The sequence below is a fragment of the Microcystis sp. M090S1 genome (assembly GCF_020246295.1).
Lineage (GTDB): Bacteria > Cyanobacteriota > Cyanobacteriia > Cyanobacteriales > Microcystaceae > Microcystis > Microcystis aeruginosa.
Map to the genome: position 1 here is coordinate 1 of NZ_JADBTF010000245.1, position 16,137 is coordinate 16,137.

Annotated in this window: 17 protein-coding genes and 1 pseudogene; 15 read left to right on the forward strand and 3 right to left on the reverse strand. The window is 43.3% G+C overall.

What is annotated here, in order from left to right; translation table 11 throughout:
- The first annotated feature begins 721 nt into the window (after window positions 1-721).
- Window positions 722-2,116 (forward strand): DUF2252 domain-containing protein, encoded by a 1,395-nt coding sequence (locus IM477_RS10990; protein ID WP_287731722.1) that lies wholly within the window; start codon window positions 722-724, stop codon window positions 2,114-2,116.
- A gap of 433 nt (window positions 2,117-2,549) precedes the next feature.
- The gene (locus IM477_RS10995; protein WP_008197426.1) at window positions 2,550-2,933 is read left to right on the forward strand and encodes a DUF4346 domain-containing protein; all 384 of its coding nucleotides are present in this window, start codon (window positions 2,550-2,552) and stop codon (window positions 2,931-2,933) included.
- A gap of 228 nt (window positions 2,934-3,161) precedes the next feature.
- Here IM477_RS10995 and IM477_RS11000 read toward each other — a convergent pair whose 3' ends face one another.
- The gene (locus IM477_RS11000) at window positions 3,162-4,025 is read right to left on the reverse strand and encodes a branched-chain amino acid ABC transporter permease (protein ID WP_287731723.1); all 864 of its coding nucleotides are present in this window, start codon (window positions 4,023-4,025) and stop codon (window positions 3,162-3,164) included.
- A gap of 270 nt (window positions 4,026-4,295) precedes the next feature.
- Here IM477_RS11000 and IM477_RS11005 point away from each other — a divergent pair, with 270 nt between their 5' ends.
- Together IM477_RS11005 and IM477_RS11010 are read left to right on the forward strand one after the other, a co-directional pair.
- Complete coding sequence (locus IM477_RS11005; RefSeq protein ID WP_045359278.1) at window positions 4,296-4,805, forward strand: pentapeptide repeat-containing protein; 510 nt, start codon at window positions 4,296-4,298, stop codon at window positions 4,803-4,805.
- On the forward strand, window positions 4,802-5,929 hold the full coding sequence (locus IM477_RS11010) for a 5-(carboxyamino)imidazole ribonucleotide synthase (protein ID WP_287731724.1): 1,128 nt from the start codon (window positions 4,802-4,804) through the stop codon (window positions 5,927-5,929). Before IM477_RS11005 ends, IM477_RS11010 begins: the two co-directional genes overlap by 4 nt.
- 280 nt (window positions 5,930-6,209) lie before the next feature.
- Here the strand turns inward: IM477_RS11010 and IM477_RS11015 are convergent, their stop codons facing one another.
- Complete coding sequence (locus IM477_RS11015) at window positions 6,210-7,148, reverse strand: SGNH/GDSL hydrolase family protein (protein ID WP_287731725.1); 939 nt, start codon at window positions 7,146-7,148, stop codon at window positions 6,210-6,212.
- 82 nt (window positions 7,149-7,230) lie between these two features.
- Between IM477_RS11015 and IM477_RS11020 the strand changes: the two genes are divergently transcribed.
- The 10 genes and pseudogenes from IM477_RS11020 to IM477_RS11065 all read left to right on the forward strand — a co-directional run bounded on the left by IM477_RS11020 (window position 7,231) and on the right by IM477_RS11065 (window position 14,599).
- Window positions 7,231-7,365: a hypothetical protein gene (locus IM477_RS11020; RefSeq protein WP_287731726.1), complete on the forward strand. Its 135-nt coding sequence runs from the start codon at window positions 7,231-7,233 to the stop codon at window positions 7,363-7,365.
- Between the two features lie 165 nt (window positions 7,366-7,530).
- Complete coding sequence (locus IM477_RS11025) at window positions 7,531-9,522, forward strand: DICT sensory domain-containing protein (protein WP_287731727.1); 1,992 nt, start codon at window positions 7,531-7,533, stop codon at window positions 9,520-9,522.
- A gap of 162 nt (window positions 9,523-9,684) precedes the next feature.
- Window positions 9,685-10,890, forward strand: coding sequence for an argininosuccinate synthase (locus IM477_RS11030; RefSeq protein WP_287731728.1), 1,206 nt, complete (start codon window positions 9,685-9,687; stop codon window positions 10,888-10,890).
- Window positions 10,891-11,136: 246 nt separating this feature from the next.
- A pseudogene (locus IM477_RS11035) lies at window positions 11,137-11,552 on the forward strand (XisH family protein).
- Window positions 11,540-11,881, forward strand: a complete 342-nt coding sequence (locus tag IM477_RS11040) for a XisI protein (RefSeq protein ID WP_287731729.1) — start codon at window positions 11,540-11,542, stop codon at window positions 11,879-11,881. The pseudogene IM477_RS11035 and the gene IM477_RS11040 overlap by 13 nt, the downstream one beginning before the upstream one ends.
- 149 nt (window positions 11,882-12,030) lie before the next feature.
- Complete coding sequence (locus tag IM477_RS11045; protein WP_052278256.1) at window positions 12,031-12,417, forward strand: hypothetical protein; 387 nt, start codon at window positions 12,031-12,033, stop codon at window positions 12,415-12,417.
- 470 nt (window positions 12,418-12,887) lie between these two features.
- A complete protein-coding gene (locus IM477_RS11050) occupies window positions 12,888-13,595 on the forward strand; it encodes a PEP-CTERM sorting domain-containing protein (RefSeq protein WP_287731735.1) in 708 nt (235 codons plus the stop codon).
- A 131-nt stretch (window positions 13,596-13,726) separates the two neighbouring features.
- Window positions 13,727-13,993, forward strand: a complete 267-nt coding sequence (locus IM477_RS11055; protein WP_052278253.1) for a hypothetical protein — start codon at window positions 13,727-13,729, stop codon at window positions 13,991-13,993.
- Between the two features lie 75 nt (window positions 13,994-14,068).
- The gene (locus IM477_RS11060) at window positions 14,069-14,338 is read left to right on the forward strand and encodes a hypothetical protein (protein WP_242034614.1); all 270 of its coding nucleotides are present in this window, start codon (window positions 14,069-14,071) and stop codon (window positions 14,336-14,338) included.
- Window positions 14,339-14,599 carry a type II toxin-antitoxin system RelE family toxin gene (locus IM477_RS11065; protein ID WP_287731731.1) on the forward strand — a complete coding sequence of 87 codons (261 nt, stop codon included), beginning with the start codon at window positions 14,339-14,341 and terminating at the stop codon, window positions 14,597-14,599.
- Between the two features lie 59 nt (window positions 14,600-14,658).
- Here the strand turns inward: IM477_RS11065 and IM477_RS11070 are convergent, their stop codons facing one another.
- Window positions 14,659-14,973: a DUF433 domain-containing protein gene (locus IM477_RS11070; protein WP_287731733.1), complete on the reverse strand. Its 315-nt coding sequence runs from the start codon at window positions 14,971-14,973 to the stop codon at window positions 14,659-14,661.
- Between the two features lie 234 nt (window positions 14,974-15,207).
- Here IM477_RS11070 and larE point away from each other — a divergent pair, with 234 nt between their 5' ends.
- Window positions 15,208-16,017: an ATP-dependent sacrificial sulfur transferase LarE gene (gene larE / locus IM477_RS11075; RefSeq protein ID WP_287731734.1), complete on the forward strand. Its 810-nt coding sequence runs from the start codon at window positions 15,208-15,210 to the stop codon at window positions 16,015-16,017.
- The last annotated feature ends 120 nt before the right edge of the window (window positions 16,018-16,137 follow it).

The following is a 16,137-nucleotide window of genomic DNA, read 5'->3' on the forward strand; positions in this document are numbered from 1 at the left end:
GAAATGGGGCGAAAGTCTGTGGACTCTGTGTAAGACAGTACATGGTTTTTTAACTGTGGTATGCGACGGTGGTGGAAGCAGAAACTTAAATCGTGAGGTTTAGGAATCGCCGCACTTTTAGGGCGGCGAGGATGTCAACATCGTAACCCACCCCCATCATCCCCTGCTCAAGATTGACACTTTCATCGCTCATTTCTAGACAATCTAGGGGTAAATTCTCGGTTCACAGACCTAAACTAATACTACCAAATCATCACCCAAAAAAATAAACAGAAAACTTCTTACAGAAGTCGGGCAAGGGGGAAATTTTCACCTTTAACCTGAAATATACCCCCCTTTTCCCGACAAAAGAGCGAGATTTTAGCCCCTGGCTGAAGGCTGACCATTAGATAAAATTTTGTTACGAGCATTCCGCCAGCAATTTTTGAGCAAGATATAATCGAAATAGTAGGGCTGCCATTGGGCTAAAAGTTAGGCAAATTTAAGAGATAGCCATTCCAGAAAAAAATCTATCATCGATAATGTTGATCTTCCCCGGATAAGAGGTGAGTGAAGATTAATTGTTGAACCGAGCATCAGAAGCTATCTCTACAGGAGGAAATGTTAGAAAGTTATCCAAGAAGGGGAACCATCAGTCTTAACTTATCTATTTCCTATTGCTTGTATTCATTTAGTCATCTAACAGCAAGGGATGTAATCTCATTCAGGGGAAAAAGTCGCTATGAACCACCAAATAGAAACCCCGATCCGGTCACCCTCTCAAGCTCGATTCCGTTCACGGGAGGAACGCATCCAGATCGGTAAATCCCTCCGGGAGCGATTGCCGCGTTCTCGCCACGCTATCTGGCAACCCCCCGCAGCTGGTCGAGAGCCGATCGAGATCATCGAAGCATCAAATCGAGGGCGATTACAGGAATTGATTCCTATCCGCTACGGACGGATGTTGCGGAGTCCCTTTACCTTCCTGCGCGGCTCCGCTGCTTTGATGGCCTACGATCTGGCCACCACGCCCAAAACCGACATTATCGTGCAGGCCTGCGGGGATTGCCACCTGTTGAACTTCGGATTTTTTGCCACCCCCGAACGCAATTTAGTCTTCGATATTAACGATTTCGACGAAACCCTACCCGCACCTTGGGAATGGGATCTCAAGCGTCTAGTGGTCAGCTTTGTCATCGCCGGCAGGGATAGCGATCTATCCGATCGAGAATCGAAGGCGGCGGCGATCGATTGCGCTCGTTCCTATCGGGAACACCTGCGGGAATATTCTCGCCTCAGTCCCTTAGAGGTGTGGTACACGCGCATAGGAGTAGAACAGGTGATCGAGATGGCTCCCGACGAAAAGACGCGGAAGATACGGGAACAGATGATGACAAAAGCCCGCGAGCGCATCATCGAACATCTCTACCCCAAGATCGTCACCCAAACCGCGGGACGCAATCGCTTTGTCGATCAGCCGCCCATTCTCTACCATGTCAACGAACCGGATTGGGAGACTCTCGTGCGTGAGGGTCTGGAAGACTATCGCCAATCCCTGCCGGAGGAACGCCTGGTTCTGTTCGATCGCTACCAGTTAGAGGACTTTGCCCTGAAAGTGGTAGGCATTGGCAGTGTCGGCACCAGATGTTATATCGCCCTATTTTTCTCGGAAGATAACCATCCCCTCATCCTACAAGTTAAGGAGGCTTGCCCTTCGGTTCTTGAACCCTATACCGCCAAGAGCCAGTACGAAAATCAGGGACAACGGGTGGTTACAGGCCAGAGATTAATGCAATCCTCTAGCGACATATTTTTAGGCTGGACCCAGGGAAGACGGGGCAATAACTTCTATTTACGGCAACTGCGGGATATGAAGTTTTCCCTACCCATCGAAGGAGTGTCGGCCGCCCAACTGCAACGCTACGCCGAGTTCTGTGGCTGGACCTTAGCCCGCGCCCACGCTAAATCTGGAGACGCGGCCACTATTAGCGGTTATTTGGGAAAAGGAGATCAGTTCGATCTAGCCCTGGGCGAATTTGCGATCGCTTATGCCGAGCAGACAGAACGAGATCACGCCGCTTTGGTGGAAGCGGTCAAAACAGGACGGGTTGAGGCTTTGGTAGAAGAAGATTTATAGCATTAAGCTATCAGCCTGTTATTTCTCGACCATACATTATGGGCGCGAGCTTTGCGCCCCCACATTGCAGCTGGTATGATACCAAATCCGTTTTTATACTAAATCCGGTTATTAAAGACTGATTATTTATTCCCCCTTTTGCCTCTTGCCTCTTGCCTCTTGCCCTTTGCCTGTCCTCATAAGTAGCCTATACTCAACGGATTTAGTATTAATAGTCCGATTAACTCTCAGGTTATGGATTGTTTCTCCCTCCTCCAGCGCTACCCACGCTCCTATACTTTTTAAACAGGATTTAGTATTATTGCTCAGTAGGTCAGATTTGCTCACAGAAAATACGGCCTATATCTACAAAATGCTCTAGAAAAAGGATGATGGTATGTGATATAATTTGCTCTTGCTTTCATCTACATATTTAAGTGATTTTGTCAAGAAAATGAGCGAATTAAAATCACAAATCACGGCTATTGATAATCAACTTTCCAAACGTCCGATCGCTCTCGATCCCGCAGGATATTTTATTATTTATCTAGACCGAGAAGCCGGGTTAATCTGTGCCAAACATTACAGCAATATTATCAATGAAAAAGGTTTAGCCGTCGATCCAGAAACGGGAAAAGTTATCGGTGTTAGGCAAAAACTTGATCGCAATCCTGAGACTATTTACACCGCAAGAACCGCCAAAGAATTAGCCGTAAAAGTGATCGAAGAAACCCAACCTTGTCCGATTACTATGTTCGATCATGCTGCTTATTTAGGTCGAGAATTTACCCGCGCTGAATACGCTTTAATCACCGGAGAAGAATATATTCAGGATTAAAAATTGGGCTTTTCAGTAATCAGTAAACAGTAATCAGTAAACAGTAAATAGTAATCAGTAAATATAGCAGTTTTCATCAGAATGAGGCATGGGCAAGGGGCTTAAGTCCTTTGTTGGCAAAACTTGTCGATACCTCAGTAACGTGAAAAGCGCTATAAATAACTTAAAACTTCAAACTTAAAACTTACATCTGATAACTGATAACTGATAACTGATAACTGATAACTGTTAAACCGTGCCTTTAAATAAACCTTGGGGACGGAATAATAACAGCAAGATCATAATTAATAAAGCCACGGCTAATTTATAATCAGAACCAATTAAGGGAACACTAATTTCTTGGGCAACACCAATAATTAAAGCCCCAGCAATCGCTCCGTAGGGATTACCAATACCACCTAAAATCACGGCGGCAAACATTGGTAAGATTAAAAACCAGCCCATATTGGGACGCACTCCCCCAGTAATTAACCCGAACATCGCTCCGGCTAAAGCAGTTAAAACTCCCGTAATTATCCATGTCCAGAAGACAACCCATTCGACGTTAATTCCGGTTACTCTAGCTAAATCGGTGCTGTCAGCTACGGCGCGCATCGCCTTACCGATCTTAGTTTTTTGCAATAACAAATGGAGGGCAATAATAACTATAATTGCCAAACCAATAACTAACAAGCGATCTAAAGCTACTTTAATCCCAAAAATTTCTGTAGCGGTCATCACAGGCAGATCGTAGCGTTGATTACTACCGCCCCAGATCATTAAAATACCATTGCGAAGAAATAAAGCCAAACCGATCGAAATAATAATTAAAGTGGTAGAATCAGCCCGTCGATCGCGCATAGGTTTCCATAATAATCTCTCGGCAATGAGCATGGCAATAGCTGTCACCGCTGCCCCCACCAGCATCGCTAACCAGAGATTAATCCCTTGTGCATTTACCACCCAAGTTATGTAAGCACCCAAAGTCATAAAATCGCCGTGGGCAAAATTAGACAGACGCAAAATGCCACAGGTAAGGGTTAACCCAACAGCAGCCAGAGCAATAATACTGCCGACGGCTAAACCATTGAATAAAAGTTGCGGTGTATCCATCAAACCTCTTGTATAAATCAGAAATTGTCCTTAGAAATAGAAGTCAGGAGAGAGAAAATGAATTAACTTTTGTCTTTTACTTTATTTAGCTGAAAACTGGGGGCCCGTGGCTTAAATATTTTTGTTTAGACCAAATTGCATGGCAGTATAAGCCTAGACAGCCATTATAAAGGTTTGTGTGCCGGCAATTTCTGGCGGCCAGCGGAAAGCTGACGGCTGATGACTTACTGCTATAAAATCAAGAATGCCCACTGATGGAATTTGCCGCCAATGAAGACTATCTTTCGATTAGCGATCGCTTTTTTTGCAATACTATTTATCCTATCTCCTGTCAATGCCTTAGCTGCCAGTTCTGCTGCTGTCACAGGAGCCAATGCCAGTTATGAAAACCAGAATCTGACAGGAAAGGATTTTTCGGGACAAAATTTGCAATCTGCCCAATTTACTAACGTTAATCTCCAAGATTCTAACTTTAGTTCTGCCGATTTGCGCGGGGCAGTGTTTAACGGAGCCTCTATCATCGAAGGCAACTTTCATGGAGCGGACTTAACCAATGGGTTAGCCTATCTGAGTACCTTTAAAAATTCCGATTTAAGCGATGCCATTTTTGCCGAAGCGATCATGCTGCGTACCATTTTCGAGGGAGTAAACATCAACGGTGCTGATTTTAGTTTTGCCGTGCTTGACGCTCAACAAATCAAAAATCTCTGTGAAAGAGCCGAGGGTGTAAACTCAAAAACCGGCGTCTCTACCCCGGAATCTTTAGGATGTGATCAATGATGCAAACAAGGGTTGGTGTTATTGGTGGTGGACAATTAGCTTGGATGATGGCACAGGAAGCCAAGAAATTAGGCATTTCTCTAATTGTACAAACACCACACCCCGACGATCCCGCCGTTGCTTTAGCTGACGGGGTTGTCTTCGCAGAAATAGCTGACGTGGAAGGCACAAAAAAACTAGCTCAACATTGTGATCTGATCACTTTTGAAAATGAGTTTGTTAATTTAGATGCCCTAGAAGAATTAGCGGCCACAGGAGTGAAATTCTATCCTAGTTTGGCAAATCTGCGCCCCCTATTGGATAAATACGAGCAAAGATGTTATTTACGCTCCCTAGGGTTGCCTGTGCCTGATTTTTGGGCGATAGATAATTTATCCCAACTAGAAAATTATCCTTTTCCGCTAGTGCTGAAAGCGCGACGACAGGGTTATGATGGTCAAGGAACCTTTATTATCCGCACTGCTGAAGAGTTAAACGCCAAAAAGCCGCAATTAGAGCGTCTTGACTTGATGTTAGAAGCTTATATTCCCTACGAGCGAGAATTAGCCATCGTTGCCGCTAGGGGATTAACCGGGGAAATCGTCACCTATCCCGTGGTGGAAACCCATCAAGAGGAGCAAGTCTGTCACTGGGTGATTGCTCCCGCCGCTCTTAACCAATCATTACAAGCTCAAACCGAACATATCGCCCATCATCTGTTAAGTAGTTTGTCGGCGGTGGGTGTTTTCGGGATGGAATTATTTGTCACTTCCCAGGGAGAGGTATTGATTAATGAAATCGCTCCCCGTACCCATAATTCGGGTCATTACAGCCTCTCTGCCTGTCTTACCTCGCAATTTGCCCTACAACTGCAAGCAGTGGCTAATTTGCCCCTTGGAGCCACGGATTTAAAATCTGCCGGGGCAGTCATGGTTAATTTATTGGGTTTTGAGGATAGTGACGGCGATTATGGGGAAAAAAGAGCAATTTTAGCGGCAATTCCAGGCGCTCACGTTTTTTGGTACGGGAAAAAATCCCGTCCTGGTCGAAAATTAGGCCATGTCACCCTGTTAAGGGATACAAGCGATCGCTCCAAGTTATCGGATCTGGCAAAGCAGATAGAAAAGCTTTGGTATGGTTGTTAGGGAAGTGGGGTGTATTTTCAGTAAACAGTAATCAGTGAACAGTAATCAGTGAACTGATAACTGATAAAAATGTAAACTGAAAACTCACATCTGATCACTGATAAGTAACTGGTTATAATTAAATTTAAAATCGATTTTAGGTTCGATCCCCCCTGCCCCCCTTGATAAGGGGGGTGCCGATAGGCGGGGGGATCTGATAATTTTTAACGCCTACCTACTTAACTGATAACTGATTACTGATTTATAACTGATAACTGATAACTGATTCAGTAAACCCTACTTAAAAGACATTTTTGATTGCCTCGGTCAGTTTTTGACTAATTAACTCGTTACCGTCTCGACTGAGATGAATATTATCGATATAGAGGGAATCAGGATTGGGATGGGCTTGAAAAATGGGCAGAAAATCTAGATAAAAAATCTGCTGGTTGCTGGTGAAATCCGCTAGTCTTTGACGGGCTTTTAATTCATAATCTCGCCCCTGTTTTTGAGCTTCGCGAATGAGGGGGGTAATAGCGATAATTAAACGGGCTTGATTAGCCTGAGCAAGGGCTTGAATTTGGGCAAGAGCGGTTAAATTATTGCCCACTCGATCGCCTCCTTCTTGCACCGGTGGTAGGGGAGGATAACGCTTAAAATATCGATCGTACAACTCGATTAAAGCTAAAGCCTGCCGGCGAGCGGGATAATTAATTTCTCGTCCCACCACCGCCGAACTAGGAGCTAAAGCGAACAGATCATCGGTGTTCATTAATAACACAATCACCTGGGATTCAAAGGTGCCGAAACGTCGGAGATAGGCCGATTGATTGCGCGGTCCCCAAGAATTAGCCGAAGCATTGAGAACTTCCACTGAACTCGTCAGATTCTGGCCTAAATTTTTGGCGATTAAAGCAGAAATGGTCTCTTTTTGATCTGTCCACCAGGAGCCATTAGCGATCGAATCACCGATTAACATGATTCTCGTCGTCTCTGGGGGCCGTTGGGGTGTAATCGGATCGCTCCGCATCGAATACTGATTAACGGCGATAAAATTGGAAAACCGGCGCGTTTGTTGATTAGGAGCCAAAAGATAGCCAATTTCGGCATCAGCTTTGTAAATAAGCGGATTACCGAACCCGAAGACAATTCTTAAAATAGCCTCAAGGAAAAGGGCAAGGGCGAAAAGAACGCCTAGAATGATTAAAGACAGCCGAATGATACCAATTTCTAATAACACGGATAGATGAGAGTTAGCTAATTTATGATCCTAAAGTGTCTCATACTTTCTACATCCATCTCATGAAAAGGAGTTAAGAGCAATGTCAGACTTAAATCGTGGCATCATGAAATTCGAGGGGGCCGATAAACCGGCAGTAGTGGCGATATCGTCCATTATCGTTATCGGTAGTATTATTGCTCTGATGCTTTGGGCAATGAAAGTCGCCTACACCTAGTTAGCTAGAATAATTTCGCTCACTTTTGGCATCACTCGGTTTAAATTTCTTGACGTCACGATCTCACCTCTTGTCCCCTTGAGCCTGTAGGATAGGGTCAAGGGAGAAATTGCTAGTTCCCTCTATCGCGCTTGCTAGTCACACCCGACTCGAGACAGATTATCGATGAGCAGATCAACTTCTGTTTTAACAGAACTGTTGCAGTTACTCCCCCAATGGCGATCGCAGATGTACTTCAAAGCATCCCTGACCGCGCTATCTCACGCCATGGAGGATCAGGTTTTAGCGGAAGACGATCAACCATTAGTGATTGCCAGTTTTCAGCGTGAGCGCTTTTATCGTCAAGAGGCCCATCGCTACCGACGCATTGCCCACAAAAGCGGGCAAGTTTATGTTTTGTCAGCCCCAGAAACCGATTTTAAGCATAGTTCCGACATTTACGAGACGATCGCTTTTCAACCGGAGGACAGTTTAGCCCAAGAATGGCATCTAGTGGTTATCAGTCGCCATTATGCTAGTTGTTTAATCTGTCGGGAACGAACCCATCTGACAGCAGAGGGGGAAAATGGGGCAGCTATGGATAATAATCGCCGTTTTGAGGGGCTTTGGACGAGCGATCGCCATGTAAGTCAACAGGCCGCCCAAATTCTTTTAAATCATATTCTCGATTATCGTCCCGAACTAGCCGACAAAATTAGGCGCGCTCAAGAAGAATACCTGATCTGTGAACTGACGGACAGGGATCATCAAGAGGAACCAGATCCCTTTGTCCAGCGATTGGTCACTTATTTGCAAGCGGGACAGTATAAACTGCTGAAAGCCAATCGTTCCTTGGCATCGAAAGAACACAAGGAAAGACTGATCAACTCGGTGACAGCCTCGATCCGTCGTTCCCTCGATCCGGAAGCTATCCTACAGGTGGCAGTGCAGAAATTGGGGCAGGGATTGGGAGTCTGTCGCTGCGTGGTCTATCGTTGTCATGAGGCCGACATTAACGCCACCATCGAACACGAATTTTTAAACTCCGGCATTAGTTCCATCAAAGGACAAAAATGGCCACTGAAAAATAATCCTCTTTTTCAGGAAGTGCTGGAATTGAGAGAATCCCTGAAAATCGAAGACGCTATTCACGATCCCCGTCTCCCCGGCGATTCCATTCAAAATCTGGTGCGGGAATGTTCCATCTATTCCTGGTTATTAGTACCGATTCTTTACCAAAGTCGTCTCTTGGGAATGTTGGAACTGCATCACTGTGGACCCTATACCACCACTTGGAAAAGCGAGGATGTCGCCCTTGTGGATGCGGTGGCCACTCAAATCGGAGTCGCCCTCATTCAAGCAGAAGCCTACGCTAATTTACAGGATTTAAATGAACAATTAGCCGCTCTCGATCGCACTCGTTCTAATTTAGTCGCCATAACCGGCCACGAATTACGCACCCCCCTCTCCACCATTCAAGTCTGTCTAGAAAGTTTGGCCTCGGAACCGGATATGCCGGCAGAAATGCGCCAAATTATGCTTGATACTGCCCTGAAAGATGCGGAACGAATGCGTAAATTAATCCAAGATTTTTTAACTCTTTCTCGGTTAGAAAGTGGCCGGGTTAATTGGAATCCCGAAGCTTTATCCTTATCGGAATGTGTGGAATTAGCCATCAGTCATGTTCACTCCCGCAATCTCGACAACGACAACCCAAAAATTAGCAATCTTGTCCCCCCTAATCTGCCCTTTGTTTTAGCCGATGGCGAGTGGTTAGTGGAATTACTCTCCAAACTTCTCGATAATGCCTGTAAGTTTACCGGTCGCGAGGGAAATGTCTCGATCGAAGTCGCTTCGGGAAAGCCAAAAACTCTAGAAGTAACCATTTCTGACACTGGACGCGGGATCGAACCCAATCGTTTAGAACAGGTTTTTGATCGCTTTTACCAAGAGGAGGGGGCCCTGCGACGCAGTGCCGGGGGAACCGGTTTAGGACTGGCTATCTGTCGTCAGATCGTTAATGGTTGGGGCGGCGAAATTTGGGCAGAATCCCAGGGCAAAAATAACGGCAGTCAGTTTCATTTTACTATTCCAATATTTAAAGATAAAACTAACGATAATCCCCAAAATACCGCTCCGAAAAAATCCTCCCGTCGTCCTGCCAGTAAACGTAAATAGCGGCCGGTTGCCCGTTTAGTTTTTGCTCTTTGCTCGTGACTTCCTATTCCTTTTCTTCATCAAAAACTAAACAAAAAAGCATTAAAAAAGAAGCATCAAATCCCCAAGATATATAATAAAATTAAAAGAGTAATCAATTAGTCGTTTTTAGGTGAAAAAATTATGGGACGCGCCAAGAGAGTGGTTTTAGCTTATTCCGGAGGAGTCGATACTTCCGTCTGTATTCCCTATCTCAAACAGGAATGGGGAGTAGAAGAAGTGATTACCCTAGCCGCCGATTTAGGACAGGGAGACGAATTGGGACCAATTCAAGAAAAGGCTCTGCGCTGCGGAGCGATCGAATCCTTAGTCGTCAATGCCCAGGAAGAATTCGTCAAAGAATACGCTTTTCCCTCAATTCAAGCTAATGCCCTGTACGAAAATCGTTATCCCCTTTCTACCGCCCTGGCTCGTCCTTTAATCGCTAAATTATTAGTAGAGGCCGCCGAGAAATACGGGGCCGATGCCGTCTCTCACGGCTGCACCGGCAAAGGTAACGATCAGGTGCGTTTTGATGTGGGCATTATGGCCCTCAATCCTAGTTTAAAAGTTCTCGCTCCCGCCCGGGAATGGGGCATGAGCCGGGAAGAAACCATCGCCTACGGGGAAAAATTCGGGATTGAGTCTCCCGTGAAAAAATCCTCACCCTTTAGTATCGATCGTAACCTGTTGGGGCGCAGTATTGAAGCCGGTCCCTTGGAAGATCCGATGACGGAACCCCCGGAAGAAATCTATTTAATGACCAAAGCGATCGCCGATACTCCCAACGAGCCGGAATACGTCGATATTGGTTTTAATCAGGGGATTCCCGTCAGTTTAAACGGAGAAAATCTCGCTCCCGTCACGCTAATTAGTCAATTAAATGACCTAGTGGGTAAACACGGTGTTGGTCGGTTAGATATGATCGAAAACCGGGTAGTGGGAATTAAATCCCGAGAAATTTACGAGGCCCCGGCTTTATTAGTTTTAATTGACGCTCACCGGGACCTAGAAAGTTTGACTTTAACTGGAGATGTTACCCAATATAAACGGGGAATTGAAGATACCTACGGACAGTTAATTTATAAAGGATTGTGGTACAGTCCCTTAAAGGAAGCGATCGATGCTTTTATCATCAAAACCCAAGAACAGGTAACGGGATCGGTGCGAGTGAAACTGTTTAAAGGTAACGCTAAAGTGGTCGGTCGTCAGTCAGCCAATTCTATCTATTCTCCCGATTTAGCTACCTACGGAGCCGAGGATCAATTTGATCATAAAGCTGCCGAAGGTTTCATCTATGTTTGGGGATTACCCAGCAAAGTTTGGGCCGAAAAAACTAGAGGGAAGTAATCAACAATCCTCCCCTAAGTAAGTGGGTTTTAATTCATATCCCCCCAGCGATCAACACCCCCCTTATCAAGGGGGGAAGGGGGGATCAGCACCCCCCAAGGTAGGGTTAATTCATGAATTAACCCTACTATGACTGGACCAGGGGGGAATCAACAAATAACTGATTTAAATTTGATTACCGATTTTATCAGACTTAGGATTGTTAATAAAATTAAATATAACTAATAAAATTACTTTTTTAGAACCATGCCAGCAAAAGATATTTACCATGAAGCCGTGAAAAATGCCTTAATTAAAGACGGTTGGAGTATTTTAGCTGATCCTGATAAAATTAAATATAAAGATGTTGAATTTTTGCTGATTTAGCAGCAGAAAAACCTTTGGCTGCTGAAATAAATGGACGTAAAATTGTTGTGGAAATCAAAAGCTTTTTAAGTCCCTCACCTATGAGAGATTTTGAAATAGCTTTAGGACAATATATTTTATATCGAAATTTAATCAGTCTTACCGAACCAGAATATCAAATTTATCTAGCCATTAAAGACAGCATTTATGAAAATTTTTTCCAACGAGAATCAATTCAGGCTATTGTGAAAATAAATCAATTACTTTTGCTGGTTGTTGAAATGGAAAAGGAGAAAATTTTACAATGGATAGACTAGAAAAATATCGCAATGCCATTAAAAAAGTATTAACAGAATATCACGAATGGGTTTCTGGTTCTGCTAATTTAGATCAAGAAAGTTGTCTGGTTTTTGACGAGATACATGATCAGTATTTTTGGATTTTTATGGGTTGGGAAGGCAAGAAAAAAATCAGGAATATTCAAGTCCATATTAGGATTAAAAATGAGAAGATTTATATTGAGGAGGATTGGACTGAGGAAGGGATCGCTACGGAATTATTAAGGGAGGGTATTTCTAAAGAAGATATAGTTTTAGCTTTTTACGATCTGGAAACTCGTAAGTTAACAGGGTTTGCTGTGAGTTAAGTTATCGGTAAATCTTGCCTGGAAATCTGAGGTTGATAAAAGAAGCTTAAAGGAGCTATTTTGTTACTTTTGAACCAGTTTATCCTTATGGTTAACAAGAATTTGAGCTATAATCATAATATCTCTATAACCCCACATAAAAAAGGCTTATGGCCATTTCAATTACTTTAACCCTACCGGATGAGATTTTTAATCTAGCTCAATCCTTAGCCCATTCAATTAACCGTGATCTTAATGATATATTAGTAGAAGCGATCGCTTTTTCTATTAGTCCCAATTATCAAGGCGAAAAAATCTCATCCCTAAATTCATTATCAGATGAAGAAATTATCAAATTAACTCAATTACAAATGGCATCAGAACAGGATCAAAGATTAAGCGAGTTGCTCAATCAACAACAAGAGAGGGATTTATCAACCTTTGAAAATACGGAACTTTGGTCATTGATGCAAATTTATCAAATAAACTTGTTAAAGAAGTCTCAAGGATTAAATGAAGCGGTTAAAAGAGGATTAATTTCACCCTTAGAAGCATGAATCCTAACCCTATTCCCGACTATATTAAAGATAAAATTCGCCAACAAGCTAATACTAAATCTGGTTATTAAAAACTGATTATTTATTCCCCCTTTTGCATGAGGTTCTCTCCTTTATAAGTAGCCTATACTCAACGGATTTAGTATAATTGCTGATTGTCGGTATTCCTGCAAATGTAAGATGCACCAGGTCAATTTATTGCGGGGGAACCTAGGAGCGAAGGTGATCATTTCGGTCAAAGAAATAAGTAGAGGTAGAACCTCGCTTATCTGCGTTGCCAGCTATAACCTGGCAACCAGTCAAAAATATTTATATAACCCACAACTATCTTAAATATAAAAATCATAATAAATGATGATTAAATAACCCTTGACTCCCCCCCCTTTTGTGATACTTTCTGTTGCAGAATATTGGCGCAAAACTAGCGTTAAATATGACCATATTTCTGTCCTATTATGGCCATCAAATCCATGAAAAAATTACTGACAATTTTAACCCCCTTGACTCTGATGGGGTTAGTAGCTGGGGTTACTCCTGCTCAAGCGGCAATAGTAGCTGGTTGGAATCAATTTAATGCCAGTACCGCAACCTATCCCAAAGCGGCGGATAATGTAGGTGCGAATATAACCAGCACTGGGTTAGATACCGCCGGGATAACTCGGTTGGATGGGACTATCTTCCTGTTGGGTAAGTTGGGTAATACGAGTTCTGGCGGTTGGAATACAGGTAGCACTGTTGATACCAACCAATACGTCGAATTTGCCGTGCAACCCGGTGCAGGTTTTCAAGTCGATTTTACTAACTTACAACTCAATGCGGGGCAAGATGAAACGCGGCTAGATTTGGTCTTGCGCTCTAGTGTTGATGGGTTCACCAGTAATTTAGGGACACAAGTTAGCTTAACAAATAGCTTTAATACCTACAGCTTTGACCTAAGCAGTTTAGCACCCCAAACCGGCCCAGTGCAGTTCCGTCTCTATGGACTGAATGCTAACACCCCAAATGTCTGGTTCATTGCTGTCAACTCCGCTACTGTTGCCGGGGGTGGGTTTGTGGCTCTTAATGGGGATATCACTCCTGCTGGTGGCGGTGGTGTATCAACCCCGGAACCTAGTGGTATAGTGAGTTTAATCGCTGTTGGTGCGTTGGGTGCTGCTTCTCTTCGTCGTCGGGGATAAATTATCCTTGGCAGGGGCAACTACAGAGGGGTTGCCCCGATATTGGTTAAATATTATCAATATTCTTTTACATTTCCTCGGCAATTTGTTAAGCTGATAAGGTGAAAGAGGAATAACAATCAATAGAGCCAATGACTCCCCAATTAATGATTCAACCTTCGTCTTTAATGAGAGAAGGGGTTGAACTCCGCGAATTTGGTAACATTTATTTATTCAGGTTTACTTCAGAGCTACAATCTCGTTTTGAGCAGTTATTAGCTAAGAAGAAAACTGACAGTCTCTCTGTTGACGAAGAAGCGGAGTATGCTGGACTTTCTGAACTAGAGCGCGTTTTTACGCTTATTAACGCCCAACTTGCCACCAAAAGTCAATGGTGTCCCTATCAACTCGAAGAATAGTCCGACAACGAGCTAACTTTGCAACGAGTCAACGAGTCAAAGAAATAAGTAGAGGTAGAACCTCGCTTATCTGCGTTGCAAGGTAAAACCTTGCAACGAGTCAAAGTCCTTTTTTTAATTAGAGAAAATATGCAGATAAAAGACATGACTCCCCAAGAGTTACAAAGTTTAATCCGTAATACAGTAGATGATACTCTAGATGAATACTTTGGTGATCCGGATGAGGGAAAACAAGTTAAAGAATCTTTTAAAGAAAAGTTATTAGAAATCCAACAAAAAAGACTACAAGGAAGAGCGACTATTCCTGCAGCTGAGGTGGATAAAAGATATGGGATAGAACCTTAAATGAGCTATTCTGTTACTTTTGAACCAGAGTCGATAACTGATTTAGATTTGATCACAGATTTTATCAGACTGAGGATTCTTAATAAAATTGCATGGTTAGCTATCAACTTTGAACAGATAACTCCCCTACCTCTTACGAGAGAATGGTCAGGGTTTTACAAATTAAGAGTAGGAGATTATCGGGTTATTTATGAATTTGATCGAGAGAGTAGGATAATTATTATTGTTAGAGTAGGTCATAGAAGTGAAGTTTATGACTAAATACTTACTAAAATAATTGGGATCAGCAATAAGCTAAGATACATTTTAAACGCCTATTCTTACTTTATTCCCTGTGCTTTAAGTCGGGTAACAAAGGGAGAATCTCCGGCTTTTTCTCGCATTTTTTGGGCAAATTCTAAATCAGCTTGGATAGCTTGATCTAATTCATCTCTATGTTCCCAATAGTAAGCTAATGCTGAGTGAATTTGACTCATACTTAAATCACGATGGTTAATGTGAATTTCTGCTGGAGTCCAACCGTAAGCTATTTGTGCCATAACTAGATCAATCACTTTTAGGGTAGAACCCGCAATTATTGGTACTCCCCGATGATCAATTGCAATATGTTTATAGTCTGTGAGATTTGTTGTCATGTAGAGAGGGTTAAGCTAAGACACATTTATAATTATACTAAGTACCTAGGCAAAATTAATTACACATATCTAACCACCTCTTGCCTCTTGCATGAGTGCCTATCTTGACTAGGAAATTTATTTTGCACTACTACTTACCTCATTGCCGCAAATTCTTGGGACAAGTGGTTTAAGCTACTTGTTTATACCCAAATAAAAAACGGTCTCCCTAAACCAGTTGCCAAAATCGCCGCCATGGACAGTCAATTACTTGATCAACTCGGACAATTACAAAACCTCTTAAAAACCAGCGAAAAAGCTCTGATTGCCTATTCTGGGGGCGTGGATAGTACCCTAGTGGCAAAAGTGGCTTATGATCTGCTAGGGAGTCAAGCATTGGCAATTACGGCGGTTTCCCCTTCCCTACTGCCGGAAGAATTAGAAGAAGCGATCGCTCAGGCCGATTATATCGGTATTCTGCACGAATTGGTGGAAACCGAGGAAATGAATAACCCCAATTACACCAGTAATCCCGTTAATCGCTGTTATTTCTGCAAAAGTGAGCTACACGACACCCTTAAACCCCTTGCTCTCGCTCGTGGTTATTCCTACGTCATCGATGGCGTTAATGCTGATGATTTAAGGGATTATCGTCCCGGAATTCAAGCCGCTAGGGAGCGCGGCGCTCGTTCACCTTTGGCGGAAATTGGTATCACAAAAAGCGAAGTTCGTCAACTATCTCGTTACTTAAATTTACCTTGGTGGGATAAACCGGCGCAACCCTGTTTAAGTTCCCGTTTTCCCTACGGGGAGGAAATTAGCCTGGAGAAATTGCAAAGAGTCGGACGGGCGGAGATTTATCTGCGAAAATTAGGTTATCGTCAATTACGGGTGCGATCGAGCGGCGATACGGCACGGATTGAATTACCAGCAGCAGCAATTCCCGACTTTATTAATCGGACAAATTTAAGCCAATTAGTCGCTGATCTGCAAAAATTAGGCTTTATCTATGTCACCCTCGATCTAGAAGGTTATCAAAGCGGCAAACTTAATCGAGTCCTCTAAGTGTGAGGTGATGGGAGAGTGGGAATTATGAATTATGAAGTGGGGAAGTGGGGGAGTGGGGAAGTGGGGAAGTGGGGGAATTTCAACTAACACCCTAACAGCCTAACACCCTAACACCCC